14 protein-coding genes are annotated in these 14,618 nt (G+C 61.6%); 2 read left to right on the forward strand and 12 right to left on the reverse strand.

What is annotated here, in order from left to right:
- The 6 genes from asnB to AC1D0Z_RS10335 all read right to left on the reverse strand — a co-directional run.
- Window positions 1-976 (reverse strand): asparagine synthase (glutamine-hydrolyzing) (gene asnB, locus AC1D0Z_RS10310; protein ID WP_477658152.1); only part of this gene is annotated, 976 nt, incomplete at its 3' end.
- Between the two features lie 27 nt (window positions 977-1,003).
- The gene (gcvPB, locus tag AC1D0Z_RS10315) at window positions 1,004-2,428 is read right to left on the reverse strand and encodes an aminomethyl-transferring glycine dehydrogenase subunit GcvPB (RefSeq protein WP_477658153.1); all 1,425 of its coding nucleotides are present in this window, start codon (window positions 2,426-2,428) and stop codon (window positions 1,004-1,006) included.
- A gap of 1 nt (window position 2,429) precedes the next feature.
- A complete protein-coding gene (gcvPA, locus tag AC1D0Z_RS10320; protein WP_477658154.1) occupies window positions 2,430-3,830 on the reverse strand; it encodes an aminomethyl-transferring glycine dehydrogenase subunit GcvPA in 1,401 nt (466 codons plus the stop codon).
- Window positions 3,831-3,926: 96 nt separating this feature from the next.
- Window positions 3,927-4,481, reverse strand: coding sequence for a sugar transferase (locus tag AC1D0Z_RS10325; protein WP_477658155.1), 555 nt, complete (start codon window positions 4,479-4,481; stop codon window positions 3,927-3,929).
- Window positions 4,478-5,296 carry an aldolase/citrate lyase family protein gene (locus tag AC1D0Z_RS10330; protein ID WP_477658156.1) on the reverse strand — a complete coding sequence of 273 codons (819 nt, stop codon included), beginning with the start codon at window positions 5,294-5,296 and terminating at the stop codon, window positions 4,478-4,480. Before AC1D0Z_RS10330 ends, AC1D0Z_RS10325 begins: the two co-directional genes overlap by 4 nt.
- A gap of 23 nt (window positions 5,297-5,319) precedes the next feature.
- Window positions 5,320-6,804, reverse strand: coding sequence for a lipid II flippase MurJ (locus tag AC1D0Z_RS10335; protein ID WP_477658157.1), 1,485 nt, complete (start codon window positions 6,802-6,804; stop codon window positions 5,320-5,322).
- 152 nt (window positions 6,805-6,956) lie between these two features.
- Between AC1D0Z_RS10335 and lysS the strand changes: the two genes are divergently transcribed.
- Together lysS and AC1D0Z_RS10345 are read left to right on the forward strand one after the other, a co-directional pair.
- Complete coding sequence (gene lysS / locus AC1D0Z_RS10340) at window positions 6,957-8,483, forward strand: lysine--tRNA ligase (protein WP_477658158.1); 1,527 nt, start codon at window positions 6,957-6,959, stop codon at window positions 8,481-8,483.
- Window positions 8,484-8,615: 132 nt separating this feature from the next.
- Window positions 8,616-9,122 (forward strand): YgjP-like metallopeptidase domain-containing protein, encoded by a 507-nt coding sequence (locus AC1D0Z_RS10345; RefSeq protein ID WP_477658159.1) that lies wholly within the window; start codon window positions 8,616-8,618, stop codon window positions 9,120-9,122.
- A 131-nt stretch (window positions 9,123-9,253) separates the two neighbouring features.
- On the opposite strand, the gene nagZ is transcribed toward AC1D0Z_RS10345, so the two are convergent.
- The 6 genes from nagZ to rnc form a co-directional block, all read right to left on the reverse strand.
- Window positions 9,254-10,312 carry a beta-N-acetylhexosaminidase gene (nagZ, locus tag AC1D0Z_RS10350; protein WP_477658160.1) on the reverse strand — a complete coding sequence of 353 codons (1,059 nt, stop codon included), beginning with the start codon at window positions 10,310-10,312 and terminating at the stop codon, window positions 9,254-9,256.
- Between the two features lie 60 nt (window positions 10,313-10,372).
- Window positions 10,373-10,771, reverse strand: a complete 399-nt coding sequence (gene acpS / locus AC1D0Z_RS10355) for a holo-ACP synthase (protein WP_477658161.1) — start codon at window positions 10,769-10,771, stop codon at window positions 10,373-10,375.
- A 226-nt stretch (window positions 10,772-10,997) separates the two neighbouring features.
- Window positions 10,998-11,804 carry a pyridoxine 5'-phosphate synthase gene (locus AC1D0Z_RS10360; RefSeq protein ID WP_477658162.1) on the reverse strand — a complete coding sequence of 269 codons (807 nt, stop codon included), beginning with the start codon at window positions 11,802-11,804 and terminating at the stop codon, window positions 10,998-11,000.
- A gap of 12 nt (window positions 11,805-11,816) precedes the next feature.
- Window positions 11,817-12,566, reverse strand: coding sequence for a DNA repair protein RecO (gene recO, locus AC1D0Z_RS10365; protein ID WP_477658163.1), 750 nt, complete (start codon window positions 12,564-12,566; stop codon window positions 11,817-11,819).
- Between the two features lie 146 nt (window positions 12,567-12,712).
- Window positions 12,713-13,660 carry a GTPase Era gene (gene era / locus AC1D0Z_RS10370; protein WP_477658165.1) on the reverse strand — a complete coding sequence of 316 codons (948 nt, stop codon included), beginning with the start codon at window positions 13,658-13,660 and terminating at the stop codon, window positions 12,713-12,715.
- A 172-nt stretch (window positions 13,661-13,832) separates the two neighbouring features.
- Window positions 13,833-14,534, reverse strand: a complete 702-nt coding sequence (gene rnc, locus AC1D0Z_RS10375) for a ribonuclease III (RefSeq protein ID WP_477658164.1) — start codon at window positions 14,532-14,534, stop codon at window positions 13,833-13,835.
- Window positions 14,535-14,618 lie beyond the last annotated feature (84 nt).

Here is a 14,618-nt window from a genome sequence, read left to right on the forward strand (position 1 = left end):
GCTGTTCCGCATGACGCACCACGGTTTGTGCAATCTCGGGAATATCGCCAGGCGTGATGTCGAGTGGCTTCAGATTGATGTCGAGTTCTGAAGCCACACGTTCCGCATAGGAATACTCCGAAAACCCCTTGTCCTCGATGCGCAAGCCGATCGCGTCGAGCTGCGGCCGATTCCACTGCGGCACCAGCCGATTGGCGATCACGGACGAATCAACGCCGCCAGAAAGAAAGAGGCCGCCGTCGACGTCAAATCGCATTTGCAGCTTGATTGCCTCATTGAGCGCCTGCTCCAGTTGTTCCTGGGAAGCATCAACGCGAGGGCCATCAAGCGGSCAGCTCCAGTAGCGGACAGGTTCCGAAAATTTGCCCTCGCCATAACGCATGAAGGTGCCGGGCGGCAGGTGGCGAACGCCTTCAAAGCACGTCTCCGGCGGCGGGCAATAGTTAAAAGTAAAGACATTGCCGAGCGCGGTTTCGTTAACCTTGCGTTCAAATTTCGGCAGCGCGAGGATGGCTTTTATCTCGCTGGCGAAAGCCAGGCCGCCCTGATAGGGTGCGTAAAAGCACGGCTTGATGCCCTGGCGGTCCCGCGCGAGCATGCCAGTTTCCGTGCGTTGGTCCCAGATGAAAAAAGCAAACATCCCGACCAGATCGTCGAGCATCTTTTCGCCTTTTTCGCACCAGAGGTGCACCAGCACCTCGGTGTCGCAACGCGACTTGAACTTGTAGCCTTTGGCTTTAAGCTGTTCACGCAACTCGATGAAATTGAAAATCTCGCCATTAAAAACAACCCAGACCTTACCGTCGGTACTGGACATGGGCTGCATGCCGTTTTCCGGGTCAACCACCGCAAGCCGCGCGTGGCCGAGTACCGCTCTCCCAAGATCCTCGACTCCCTGCTCGTCGACGCCGCGATACTTGATGCAGTCGATCATTTTCCACACATCGTCTTTGCTCGTACCCGCAGCGTTGACCACGCCAGCTATTCCACACATGGCAAATCCTTAAGTCTTCAAATCAATTCGTGCAATTTTTCGGCTCAGCGGCGCACTTTCGACGAGTGCTTCGTCGGTCGCATCCTCATCAAAGACCCGCCGGAAAATGTCCACCTGGTAGTCCAGGCTGGCCTTGGTTTCGGTTTCAGTCGGCTCAATCAGCATCGCCGACTTGAGGTCACCCGGGAAATAAACGCAGCCCGCGCCGACCAGTGTTGGCGGGTGAATGCCATAGTCAATCAGACGCTTGGCGAACTGGCGTGCCGAAGTGTTGAGTTTTTCCCCCGACAGCAGGGTCTCATGTTTGCAGAATTGGTCGTAAACCGGCGGCAACATGGGCGCTAGCCGGTGCTGCAGGTAGTTGGCATTCAGCACCGCATTTTCGGACGCCTGGCGCAAGCCGGCTCCGCCCATGGTGCGAAGGTAGCCATAGGCACGCAGCAATACGCCGACATGGCCGTGGAAACTTTTCATACGGCCAATCGACAACGGCCGCTCATCATCGCGCTGCGCCACGCCGCTCCTTCGGACTGCCACCGGACTCGGCAGATAGGCAGCCAGTGCGGCCTTGACCGCAACCGGACCAGCCCCGGGGCCGCCGCCGCCATGCGGTGTCGAAAAGGTCTTGTGCACATTGACATGAACCACGTCAAAGCCCATGTCGCCGGGGCGCACGATGCCCATCAACGCGTTGAGATTAGCTCCGTCGTAATAGAGCAGTGAACCATTGCCGTGAACCGCGTCGGCAATCTCGACAATCTGATCTTCAAACAGCCCAAGGGTTGAAGGATTGGTCAGCATGAAAGCCGCCACATCGGGGGTCAGCATCTGCCGCAGCGCAGAAAGGTCAACCCGGCCCTTGAGGTCCGATGGCACGATACGGCAGTCAAAACCCGCCATTGCAGCCGACGCGGGATTGGTGCCGTGCGCCGAGTCAGGCACCAGCACCACCGGGCGCCGCTTATTGAGCTGCGCGAAATGTGCGCGAATCACCAGCAAGCCTGCAAGCTCGCCATGGGCACCCGCCGCAGGTGCCAGGCAGCAGGCATCCATGCCCGTAATCTCGCAAATCATGGACTGCAACCGCTCGTACATTTCCCAGACGCCGCCCAGACTGGCCGGATCCTGCATCGGGTGGACATTGGCAAACCCCGGAAGGCGTGCGAGCTCGTCATTGCGCTTCGGGTTGTATTTCATGGTGCACGACCCCAACGGATAGGGCCCATTGTCCACACCATGCGACTCCTGGCTCAGGCGCGTGAAATGCCTGACGACGTCGACCTCGCTGACCTCGGGAAGCCCAATGGTCGTACGGGCTCGTGCAAAGGCAGGGACCGTCGGTGCCTTACCGGGCAGGCGTCCGGCAAAAACATCGCTGGCCGCGCCTGGGCGGTGCAGTTCGATGATCGTCTGGGAAGCGGAAGTAGCAGCCATCTCAGCACTCCTGCAGGCAAGCCCGCGCCTGCGCAGCGTAGGCTTCGATGTCAGCGCGGGATTTGGTCTCGGTCACCGCAACCAACAGCCCCCGCGCGTGCCCTGCCAGTCCGGCCGCGACGGGAACACCCGCAAAAAATCCGTGCTTGTGCATACGCGCGCAAAAGACGGTGGCAGCAACAGGCAACTCGATCGAAAATTCGTTGAAAAAAGCGCCGCTGCGCAGCGGCTCGACACCCGGCAGCGCAACCAGCAGCTCGTGCAGCAAAGCCGCATTGGCCGCGTTCGCCTCGGCGATCCGCAAGAAATTGGCGTCACCCAGGCAGGCCAGGTAAACCGCAACACGAATCGCATTGAGCGCCTGGTTGGAGCAAATGTGGCTGGTAGCCTTGTCCCGCGCCACGTGCTGCTCACGGTCTTCCTTGACCAGCGCATAACCCAGTTTGCCGTTGAGGTCGTGCACTCGGCCCACCAGCCGGCCCGGCAGGTAGCGTTCCAGTGGTTTGCTGCAGGCAATGATGCCGACATACGGTCCGCCCGCGCTGAGTGGCAGACCAAGCGGTTGACCTTCGCAGACAACGATGTCCGCCCCGAGCCTGCCAGGTGCTTCGATCCAGCCACAAAGCAGCGGATTGACACACACAGCAAGCAGTGCCTGCCCCTTTTTGCAAATCGGCGAAAGCGCTGCAACGTCTTCGACAACGCCAAGGGCATTGGGACTTTGCACCACGACTCCGGCAATGTCGCCGGACCCCAGCATTGCGGCCAGGGCCGCCGGGTCGATCTGGCCGGTGGCCGCGTCATGCCCGAAGCTGTCGAGCCGCACGCCGCGCGGCTCCAGATAAGTCACCAGCACTTCGTGGTATTCGGTCCAAAGGGCCTGGGTAACCACAATGCGGCGCTTGCCACTGGACGAACACATCATCCAGCAAGCTTCGGCTAGCGCCGTCGCGCCGTCATACACCGAGCAATTGACCGACTCCTGGCCCAGCAAGCGGCCGGCGAGAACCTGAAATTCAAACAGGGCCTGCAGCAGGCCTTGGCTCATTTCGGGTTGATACGGCGTATAGGCGGTGAGGAACTCACCCCGTGAGACGATCGCGTCGACGACCGCCGGAATGTAATGCTCGTAAGCGCCGCTGCCGAGAAAATTTGAATGCGTGAGCACCGTCTGGTTCATCCCGGCCATCGCCATGACATCACGCATCAGTTCCCACTCGCTGAGCGCCGGAGGGATGTCAAGCTCGCGCCGGAGGCGGACCTGCTGCGGCACGTCCGCAAACAGCTGTTCCACCGAAAAAAGTCCCATCGTCTCGAGCATCGACTGCCGGTCGGAGCCCGTGTGAACGTTGTAGCCTAGCGGCTTTTGCTCCATGTGAGATTCAGCTTGTCTTTGATTCACGTTGTTTCAGCGGCCAGAGCGCTGCTTTGGGGAGTCGGCTGCGATAGCGGGATTATAGGGTCCGGCCCTGTTGAAGCGGACAGCCGCCATGTCCTCTCAATTGGCATGTTTACCGCCGAGCTGGCGTACCGTTCCCCAGAGAATCCGGATATCGAGCCAGCATGAATTTTCCTGGACATATTGCAGGTCAAGGGCGCGCTGTTGCTCAAACGAGATGTCCGAACGCCCGCTGATCTGCGCCAGCCCGGTAATTCCGGGCAACACGCTGCAGCGGCTTTCCCATTCGGCGGCTGTATACAGGGAGCGTTCAGCAGGCACATGCGGCCTCGGCCCGACCAGGCTCATGTCGCCACGCAGCACATTGACCAGTTGAGGGAGCTCGTCAATGCTGGTGCGCCGGATCAAGCGACCCGCCCGTGTAATGCGCGGATCATTATTCGCGGTAAAGTGCGGCCCAAGTCCTGGTGCATTCCTGACCATGCTGCGGAATTTGTACATTTCAAATTCCCGGCCATTTTTTCCGATCCGCGTCTGCCGGAAAAACACCGGCCAGCCACTATCGAGCTTGATTGCCACAGCTGCCAACAGCAGCAAAGGCGACAGCAGCAGCAGCGCCGTTAACGACAGCGCCATGTCCATCAGGCGTTTCATGCGGACCGGTCCGCTTGTGCGAGCTGGTTGATCAACGCGGCCACACGGACACGGTCGGCTTCGATTTGTGCGGCGCTGCGCAGCGCAAGCGTGGACTCGGCCTCGCGAAGCGCCTCCACCGCCGCCTCAAACGGCTGTTCTCCGCCGGGCCGGTTGAAGGTTCTCGAAAGAATGACCGCCTGCGAACCCAGGCGCAGATGCTCACCCAGGACGTCCCGACCGGGAAGCGACCCCTCGCCTACGCGGGCAATACCTCCGAAGCCCAGCGGCAGGCCTTGCCGCCGTCCCACTGCCGCGGCGACCCGGTCAACATGGCCCAGGGCCAAAGGCTCAAACATGAAGCGGCAACCCATCGCCAGGTGCAGGTCGTTCAGGCCGACATAAATTTCTCCAAGCCCCGGCGTATCCAGCCATTGTTCAAGCGTTTCAAGGGCACCTACGGTTTCCAGCAACGGCACTACCGGTACACGGCCATCCACGATTTCGCAGAAGCTGCGCAACTCCTGCGCGGTTGAAAACATCGGGAGCATCAGCAGGTCTGCCCCCTGCGCAAGCACGGCATCCACTTCCGCACGCGCTACCGCTGGTTGATCGAGCTGGTAAGGATTGACGCGGACCATGAGACGCGAGTGGCGCAAAACTGCCTTGACACGGCCCACATCGTCAATCTGGTGTGTACTGATGAAAGTGTTGCGTCCGGCCTGCCGTTCGGCCTTGCCATTGCGCTCAAGATCGACAAACAGCCGCATGGCCGGCATCCGGTCACAACGCTGCGCAAGCTCTGGCTGATTGGTGATAGTCAGTAGTTCAATCATGGGACGAGAGAGGAGTTAGCCCATTATTGCCCGCCGGCCTGCGGCGCGGCCGGTGGCTGGCGGCCGAGGACACCGCGGAGCAGAGGGCTGGCAAGTAGCGCGGTGGCTAACACCAATACCGCAAAAAGGCCTGCCGCGAGCGCGCTGGGCAACAGCCCCCAGCGATCAAACCGGCGGCTGACCAGAACCAGAAGAAGGCAGGCCGCCAACGGGGCAAGCATGGCGCGCCACGGCAGCGCGCGGCGAAGCTGCTCTCGCTCGGCAAATACCATGGCCAACGCCACGCCGGCCAGCACGGCAGTAAGCGCCGTCATCACAGGCGCGCCTCCGGACAGCCCGGCCCACGCTGCGGCGGCGAACACAGCCAGGCCCGCCAGATAGGCCCACACAGCGCGTTGCATGTGCCCTGACGCAGCCATGACTGTCAGCAGCACGGCGATCAATGCCTGCGGCAACAGCGACCAGATCCCGATGGCGCCCCATCGCGCAATAAGGTCCAGATGCCCGGCGTCCATGCGACCCCATCCAAACAACAGTTGCGCAAGCGGCAGCGAAAAACTGCCAACAACAGCAATTGCGCAGCAAGCCAGGGTCCAGGCCAGGAGAAAGGCGATCTGCAGGGCCCGGTCACGTTCCGCGGACCGTGCCCGGGTTCGGGTAATCGCCGGGAAAGCCAGGCTGGCTACAAGCTGCACCGCCAGCACCAGCGGCAGTTCCACCAGTTTCCAGGCGTAATTGAAATTGGCAAGGGCGCCCTCACCGGCCTGGGACGCCAGGCTACGCCCCATCAGGGGCAACAATAACAGCAGGCCCGATGACAGCCCGGCCCAGATCCATATACCCGCCGCGGGCAAAGCCGGCCTGTCTGCGGGTACCGCTGGATCGGGACGCACCGGCTGCGGGAGCCGCCAGGCCAGCCAGGCCAGGCGCGCAACCATGGCCAGCATGAGAAAGCAGCCCAGGATGAGGACGGCCCGGTCGGCGCTGCGATTTGCAGCCAGAACGAGCGCACAAACCAGCAGCAGGTTGACTACCAGATTGGCGCTGTACATGCCCACGAAATCGCGCTCATGCTGCAGCCGGGTGACCCAGAGCGCGGCCAGCATGGCCAGCGGCAGCACGGCGGCGCTCCAGCCGAGTGAGTCGCTACCCAGCAAGGCCATATCACCACGCAGGCCGGGTGCAAGTGCCTGGGACAGAGCATCCCGCAACAACCAGATCAGCAAAGCCAGGGCAAGCCCGATGCCGAGCAGCGCCCGAGCGATTTTTTTCTGGCTGGCGTCCTGCTGTACCGGGGTCTGGCCTCCCCATTGCGGCAACAGCACATAAGCCAATGCGCCGCTGAACAGTATGCCGACCAGCAGGTCCGGCAGGGTGAACATCACGACCACCGTGTCGCCAAGCCCCGTAGCCCCAAAAGCAGCGGCCTGGGCCGATTCCCGCAGGAGGCCGAGCAGACGGCTGGCCATCAGTAAACCCAGGGAAAAAACGCCGGCGCGCAGGTACATGGCGGGATTATCAAGGCTTAAATGGGGGTGGCCAGCCCTGAATGGGGAAACCGGTCACTTAAAAAACTAAAATCAACGGTTTGGCGCTTTCTTCGCAACAGCTACAGACCTGCCTGCTGGCGGCGCCCCGATCGTTTTCACACCTTCCGACCATGTCCGATAACAACACCCTTCCCCCTGCCCAAGACGAAAACAAGCTGATTGCTGAACGCCGCGAAAAGCTCAAGGCCATCCGGAGCCAGGGGATTGCGTTCCCGAACGACTTCAAGCCGTCCGACCATGCGGGCAAGCTGCACGCCGCGCACGGCGGCAAGGATGGCGAGACGCTGGCGGCCGAGGCGGTTCCCGCGAAAATCTCGGGCCGCATGATGCTCAAGCGTGTCATGGGCAAGGCGAGCTTTGCCACCCTGCAGGACAGCACCGGCCGCATCCAGATTTTCCTCACGCGCGACGAAATCGGTGAAGAGACCTATGCCGCCTTCAAGCACTGGGACCTGGGCGACATCGTCGCGGCAGAAGGCAAGGTATTCAAGACCAAAACCGGCGAGCTGTCCATTCACGCCACCAGCGTGCGCCTGCTCACCAAGAGCCTGCGCCCTCTACCTGGCGATTTTTACGGCATGGCCGACCAGGAGCAAAAATACCGCCAGCGTTATGTCGACCTGATCACCGACGAACAGGCCCGCAAGCGCTTCACCGCTCGCAGCAAGGCCGTCAGTTCGATCCGCGAATTCATGGTCAGCCATGACTTCCTCGAGGTCGAGACGCCGATGCTGCACCCCATCCCCGGCGGCGCCAATGCCAAGCCTTTCAAGACGCACCACAACGCGCTGGACCAGGAGATGTTTCTGCGCATCGCGCCAGAGCTTTACCTCAAGCGCCTGATCGTCGGCGGTTTTGACCGTGTCTTCGAGATCAACCGCAGCTACCGCAACGAGGGTATCTCGGTACGGCACAACCCCGAATTCACCATGATGGAGTTCTATGCGGCCTATTGGGACTACAACGACTTGATGACGTTTACCGAGATGCTCATCCGCGACGTGGCCCAGAAGGTCTGCGGCACGCTCCAACTGACTTATGGCACCGGAAGGTCTGGCGGGCCGATTGACCTGAGCCTTCCTTTCGAGCGCCTGACCATCCGTGAAGCCATCCTAAAACACACCGAGGCCGGTAAACATGTTGACGACGCTGCCTGGCTGATCAATACCCTCAAAAAACTAGGCATGAACGAAGAGAAGGACCGCCTCTCGACGCGTTCGCTGGCCAGCCTGCAGGTGCTTTACTTCGAAGAGACGGTCGAGGAACAACTCTGGCAACCGACCTTCATCATGGAGCACCCGACGGAAATCTCTCCACTGGCCCGCGCCAATGATGCGCGCCCTGAAGTGACCGAGCGCTTTGAGCTCTACATCACCGGGCGCGAATTCGGCAACGGTTTCAGCGAGCTCAATGATGCCGAAGAGCAGGCCGCCCGCTTTAACGCCCAGGTGGCAGCAAAGGACGGCGGGGATGACGAAGCCATGTTTTATGACCACGACTTCATCCGCGCGCTGGAATATGGCATGCCGCCGACCGGCGGCTGCGGCGTCGGCATAGACCGGCTGATGATGCTGCTGACGGACAGCCCCAGCATCCGCGACGTGATCCTTTTCCCCGCGCTGCGACGTGAGGTTTAGCCCACGATCGCGCACTTCGCCATCCCCGATTCCACACCAGCCGGGGCCGCGGGACTGGCTCTGCCAGACCGCAGGCGCCGCCCCCTTGAGGGGGGAACAGGCTACACGCAGTGAGCCTGGACGGGGGTGCCATTGAAATACCTCACCGGTTACCCGGAAAACCTCACCGCACAAGTGCAGCAACTGCTGGCGCAGGGCCGTCTGGGCGAAGTACTGCTTGCCAAATACCCTCTCGCCCATGGCGTACGGACGGACAAGGCCCTGTACGACTATGTGATGGGGCTCAAAAACGAGTTTTTACGCAGTTCCGAGCCACTGTCCAAGGTCGCGTTTGACAGCAAACTGCACGTGATTGCACACGCCCTGGGGACACACACGACCATTTCCAGGGTCCAAGGCAGCAAGCTCAAGGCCAAGCGTGAAATCCGGGTGGCCACGCTGTTCAGGGAAGTGCCCGAAGAATTTTTACGGATGATTGCGGTGCACGAGCTCGCCCACATCAAGGAAAAAGCGCATGACAAGGCTTTTTATCAGCTGTGCACGCACATGGAGCCGCGCTACCACCAGTATGAATTTGACCTGCGGGTGTACCTGACGCATATGGATGCGGCGGGCCGGCTGGAATGGCCTTCAGCCTGATCGCACTGCGCCGTCCCAGCCGTCCGCGGCAGTTCCAACCAGGTCAAATTTAAAACAAAAAAGCCTGCAGACCAATACGGTCGTGCGCCACCAGCTATTTATTTGATAGCATCCCAGGCATTAAACGCGCCTCAGGGAATCAGTCCCATCGCGTGCATGTAGGCCGGGTGCAGCATCAATTCATCCCATTCGTGGGCAGGCGTTGCGGGCAACAGGTCCAGCCGGCGCAGCTCGCTGGACTCCAGCGCTTCCCATTGGCCTTTGAGCAACGCCTCGGCCATGCCGTCCAGCAGCTCGTCCACAGGTTTGCCCTCCCCCACCGACTGGTTGCACAGCAGGACCATGTCGCAGCCGGCGTTGAGCGCCGTGACGGCGGCCTCGGTGTAGCTGACTTCCTTGCCGTCAATCAGGCGGGCGCCGGCCATGCTCAGGTCATCGCTGAAAATCGCGCCGCCAAAACCCAGCTGGCCGCGCAGGATGTAGGTCAGCCATTTTTCCGAGAAACCAGCAGGCCTTGCGTCCACCTTGGGGTAGATCACATGGGCAGGCATCACGCTGGTGAGCGTGGTATTCAACCATTCATAAGGGGCGGCGTCGTCGGCCAGGATGGCCTTCAGGCTGCGCCTGTCGACCGGAATGTCGGTGTGGGAGTCGGCCTTGACGAAACCATGGCCGGGGAAGTGCTTGCCGCAATTGGCCACACCCGCCTGCAGCAGGCCGTGCATCAGGCTTTTGGCCAGCAGCGTGACCACGCGCGGGTCACGGCCAAAGGCCCGGTCGCCGATGACACCGCTTTCACCCCAGTCAAGGTCCAGCACCGGTGTAAAGCTGAAATCAACGCCGCAGGCGCGAAGCTCGGCGCCCAGCACATAGCCGCAGGCGGTGGCAGCATTGGTGGCGGCAAGCTGGTCCTTCATCCACAGCGAGCCCAATGCGCGCATGGGCGGCAGGTGCGTAAACCCGTCCGTCCGAAAGCGTTGCACACGGCCGCCTTCGTGGTCCACGCAGATCAGCAAATCCTGCCGGAGGCTCTTGATTTCGGCACAGAGGGCGCTCAGTTGCCGGCGGTCCTGCCAGTTGCGGCCAAACAGGATGATGCCGCCGGTCAGCGGGTGCTTGAGGCGGCGGCGGTCGGCCTTGGTCAGTGTGAGGCCGGCGATGTCGATGATGAGGGGGGCGTGCTGGGTCATGTTGAAATCAGGGATTGAATACTATTAAATTGATAGCTGGTGGCGCACGGCTGACGGGCGCTAGAGGCTGTTTTTCTCTACAACCACAAAGCTGGCGGCGTAATCGGTTTCGTCGGTAACGGACACGTGGGCAATGAGCTGGCGGGCTTCAAACCAGGCCTTGAGTGTGCCGTGCAGCACGATCTCTGGCTTGCCACTGGGCGCCTTGGCGATTTCGCAGTTGCGCCAGGTCATGGGCATGCGCATGCCGGTACCGATCGCCTTGCTGAAGGCTTCTTTGGCCGAAAACCGGGTGGCAAGGTAGCTGACGCCACGGTCGGGCCAGCGGGCGCTGCGGTGTTTCCAGGTGGCGAGCTCGCCGTCGCTCAGGATCCTGCGGGCAAACCGTTCGCCATGCCGCTCAAGGCTGGCGCGGATGCGGCGCACGTCGCAGATGTCAGTCCCTATCCCATAGATCATTTAGCGCCCCCGCAGTCGCTACCGCAAAGTACCCCAAAGAAAAGCCAGCTCGAGCCGTGGAACCGGCTTTGCCGGGCCACAGGCGGGCGGCCCCCGAGGGGCTGGAGCCCGCGGCTCCAAGCCTGCCTGCGCAGGCTTGGACGGGCGACAGAGGCGAAGCCTCTCGCGAGCCGCGGCCTGCAAGGCCTCGGGAGCCACACGCAGTGGGCGACCGTGGGGGCTCCAATCATGCCGGGGCAAACGCCTGGGTGATGCAGTGGAGGTAGCGCCGGGTGGTGGCGGCATACCCAAGTTCGAGGGCATCGGCGACGAAGGCGTGGCCTATCGACACCTCCAGCACATTGGGAACTTCTCGCACAAACTCCGTCAGGTTGTCGCGGTTCAGGTCGTGGCCGGCGTTGATGCCCAGGCCGGCTGCCGCGGCGGCCTGGCCCGCACGCGTAAACCGGGCCAGGACTTCGGCTTTTTCAGGGGTGGCCCAGGCGCGCGCGTAGGTCTCGGTATAAAACTCCACGCGATCGGCGCCCACGGCTTTGGCCGCTGCCATGGCTTCGGGCACCGGGTCCATGAAAAGGCTGACGCGCACACGGCGGTCATGCACCTGCTCGATCAAGGGTTGGAGGCGCTCCGCGTCCTCGGGGAAATTCCAGCCGTGGTCGCTCGTGAACTGGTCTTCACTGTCGGGCACAAAGGTGCACTGGTGCAGCGGCAGGCCGCGGGCGGCGAGGTCATGCACAAAGCCCAGCAGGTTCTGGAAAGGGTTGCCTTCGATGTTGAATTCACGGTCGGGCCAGTCCTTCATCAGCGCGGCAAGTTCAAAGACGTCGTCACGGCGGATGTGCCGCTCGTCGGGCCGCGGGTGCACCGTAATGCCCTGGGCGCCGGCCTCCAGGCACAGCTCGGCAGCGCGGCGCACGCTGGGGATGTCCAGGTGCCGGGAGTTGCGCAGCAAGGCGACCTTGTTGACGTTGACCGACAGGGCAGTCTTGTCATGGGTATGGGAAATGACGGGTGCGGGCGAAAGGAGTTTCATGGCGGTGGCTCGTTAGAAAGCTTGCAGGTCCATCATCATTTGCCGGGTCTTCAGGACCTTCACGCCGCAATGGTAGTGCAGCAGGCCGCGCAGCTGGGTTTTGAGCTCGTTGAAGCCGGGGATACAGGCCCGCACCGTGTCGGAGAACAGCGCCTCGTCGCCCAGTGCCTGCTGCAGCGCCTGCCATTGCGCGCCGGGCAGGCTGACGCGGTCGTCATCATGCGCCTGGCGCAAGCCCGCTTCGGGCACCAGCACGTAGCGGGCGTCGGGGTCCAGCGGCGCCAGTGTGGCGGTTTCAGCGTCCAGCAGCGGCAGCAAGCCGATGTCGCGCAGCAGGCGCAGCTCAAAGGCGCGCAAGGCCAGCTGCAGGGTGTCGGCGCTTTGTGCGGCAATCAGCTGCACCGTCGCCGCATAGGCGTCAAACAGCACGGGATGCGGGTCGTCGCGTGCCATTAGCCGCATCAACAGTTCATTCAGGTAATAGCCCGACAGCAGGGCGTCGCCTGTCGGCATCACATGGCCGCCCTGCCATTCGGCGCTTTTCAGGGTACGGATTTCGGCATCGCCGCCGAAGGCGATGTGCAATGGCTGCAGCGGCAACAAAATGGGCCGGAAACTGGAACTGGGTTTTTTTGCCCCCCGCGCCACCAGCGCCACCCGACCGTACTTGCGGGTGAACACCTCCAGAATCAGGCTGGATTCACTCCAGTCGTAGCGGTGCAGGACGTAGGCCGGCTCATCACCAATGCGTTTCGTGGCCATGGTTCAAAAATCAGGCAAGAGATCGGCGATGAGGTCAAGGAAACCTCCCCTTCCAGCCTGAGCCGCGGAACTGGCTTTGCCAGGCCGCAGGCGGGCGGCCCCCTCGGGGGGCAGGGAGCTACACGAAGTGAGCGACCGTGGGGGCCTCATTCATACCCAAATGTCTTGACCCGGGCCTCGTCGTCGGCCCAACCTGAGCGGACCTTCACCCATATCTCCAGGAACACCTTGCCACCGGTGAGGGTTTCAAGCTCATGCCGGGCTTCGGTGCCGATGCGTTTGAGCTTTTCGCCCTTCTCGCCAATGATCATGCCCTTGTGGCCGTCGCGCTCCACCACAATGGTGGCGGCAATCTTCCGCAAACTACCCTCTTCCTCATACTGGTCAATGATGACGGTCGAGGTGTAGGGCAACTCATCGCCTGTCAGGCGAAACAGCTTTTCACGGATGATTTCCGCCGCCATGAAGCGGTCGCTGCGGTCGGTTAACTCGTCTGCCCCGTACATCCAGGGCTGTACCGGCAGGTATTTTTCGCAGATGCCGAACAGCCGCTCAATGTCCTTGGCGTTGTTGGCGGACATGGGCACGAACTCGGCAAAATTATGCCGGTCCTGCATTTCCTTGAGCCATGGGGCGATCTCGGCGCGCCGGTGAATCAGGTCAAATTTGTTGGCCAGCAAAATCGCGGGGGTGTTTTCGGGCAGCAATGCCAGCACTTTGGCGTCGGCCTGATTGAACTGGCCGGCTTCGACCACAAAGACGATGAGGTCCACGTCGTTGACGGCCCCCACCACGGTGCGGTTCAGCGAACGGTTCAGGGCGTTGCCGTGGCGGGTCTGAAAGCCCGGCGTATCGACAAAGACATACTGCGTCGCCTTCACCGTACGCATGCCGGTGATGCGGTGGCGCGTGGTCTGGGCCTTGCGCGAGGTGATGCTGATTTTTTGCCCGACCAGGGCATTGAGCAAGGTGGACTTGCCCACATTGGGTTTGCCCACGATGGCGATCAGGCCGCAGCGCTGCTCACCAACGGGCAGTGTGGTGGCGGCGGAAGGCACGGCCGCGCCGCGCGAGGACAAGGCCTGCGCCAGCATGGCTTCCAGCGCATCGGGTGGTTGGACCGTTTCCGGCGTTTTGACCTGGCGCTTTTTCGGCACGGCTGAAGGGGCAGCTGCCGCAGCAGTCACCGGTTTCTTCGGTTCTCTTTTACCTGTACTCATAATTTTGGTGTGTTGACTGCAGCCTCGGGCGGCTACAGGCGGGGAGTCAGGAATCCAGTGTCTTGACAAACATGAGCATGGCCGCCGCCGCTGCCTGCTCTCCGGCCCGGCGGGAACCACCGATCCCGCGCTCGGCCCGGCCATACTCGGGAATCTCGCATTCCACATCGAAGGTCTGCTTGTGGGCTGCCCCCATGGTGCCCACCACACGGTAAATAGGCAGGTTCATTTTGCGCCCCTGCAACCACTCCTGCAATTCGGTTTTCGGGTCTTTACCGATCGCCTGCATCTGGGGATTGATTTCGACATCCTTGAAGAGACGGCGCACCAGCAGGTTGGCAGCCTCAAAGCCTGCGTCCAGGTAAACAGCACCGATGACGGCTTCCAGTGCATCGGCGAGGATGGAAGGCCGTTTTTGCCCACCGGATTTTGCTTCGCCTTCGCCCAGCCGCACCAGATCAGGCAAGCCAAGCACCACGGCAAGCTTGTGCAGGGTGTCCTGTTTGACCAGATTGGCACGCACGCGAGAAAGGTCGCCCTCGGGTAAGGAGCTCAGCTGCTCATAGAGCAGCCCGGCGACAGCGAGATTGAGGACAGAGTCCCCCAGAAACTCGACGCGCTCGTTATGGTCCGCTGAAAAACTGCGGTGCGTCAGCGCTTGCTGGAGCAGTTTTGGATCGGAAAAATCATGCTGAAGGCGCTTTTGCAGTGCCAGCAGACCGGGACTTGAAACAGCACTCGCTCGCACTTACTTGACACGGCCGTTGTACTTGAGCAGCAGGTAAGCCGGGCCGGCCATGTGAATTTCCTTGGTATAGGCAAAAGCCACCAC

This window comes from Polaromonas sp. P1_E3 (assembly GCF_056405935.1).

Bases quoted from the DNA above. Each gene is read 5' to 3' on its own strand.
- gcvPB (WP_477658153.1), bottom strand. From the start codon at position 2,428: ATGGCTGCTACTTCCGCTTCCCAGACGATCATCGAACTGCACCGCCCA.
- AC1D0Z_RS10325 (WP_477658155.1), bottom strand. From the start codon at position 4,481: ATGAAACGCCTGATGGACATGGCGCTGTCGTTAACGGCGCTGCTGCTG.
- AC1D0Z_RS10330 (WP_477658156.1), bottom strand. From the start codon at position 5,296: ATGATTGAACTACTGACTATCACCAATCAGCCAGAGCTTGCGCAGCGT.
- AC1D0Z_RS10335 (WP_477658157.1), bottom strand. From the start codon at position 6,804: ATGTACCTGCGCGCCGGCGTTTTTTCCCTGGGTTTACTGATGGCCAGC.
- lysS (WP_477658158.1), top strand. From the start codon at position 6,957: ATGTCCGATAACAACACCCTTCCCCCTGCCCAAGACGAAAACAAGCTG.
- nagZ (WP_477658160.1), bottom strand. From the start codon at position 10,312: ATGACCCAGCACGCCCCCCTCATCATCGACATCGCCGGCCTCACACTG.
- acpS (WP_477658161.1), bottom strand. From the start codon at position 10,771: ATGATCTATGGGATAGGGACTGACATCTGCGACGTGCGCCGCATCCGC.
- AC1D0Z_RS10360 (WP_477658162.1), bottom strand. From the start codon at position 11,804: ATGAAACTCCTTTCGCCCGCACCCGTCATTTCCCATACCCATGACAAG.
- recO (WP_477658163.1), bottom strand. From the start codon at position 12,566: ATGGCCACGAAACGCATTGGTGATGAGCCGGCCTACGTCCTGCACCGC.
- era (WP_477658165.1), bottom strand. From the start codon at position 13,660: ATGCTGGCGCAGGCCTTGTCCTCGCGCGGCGCGGCCGTGCCTTCCGCC.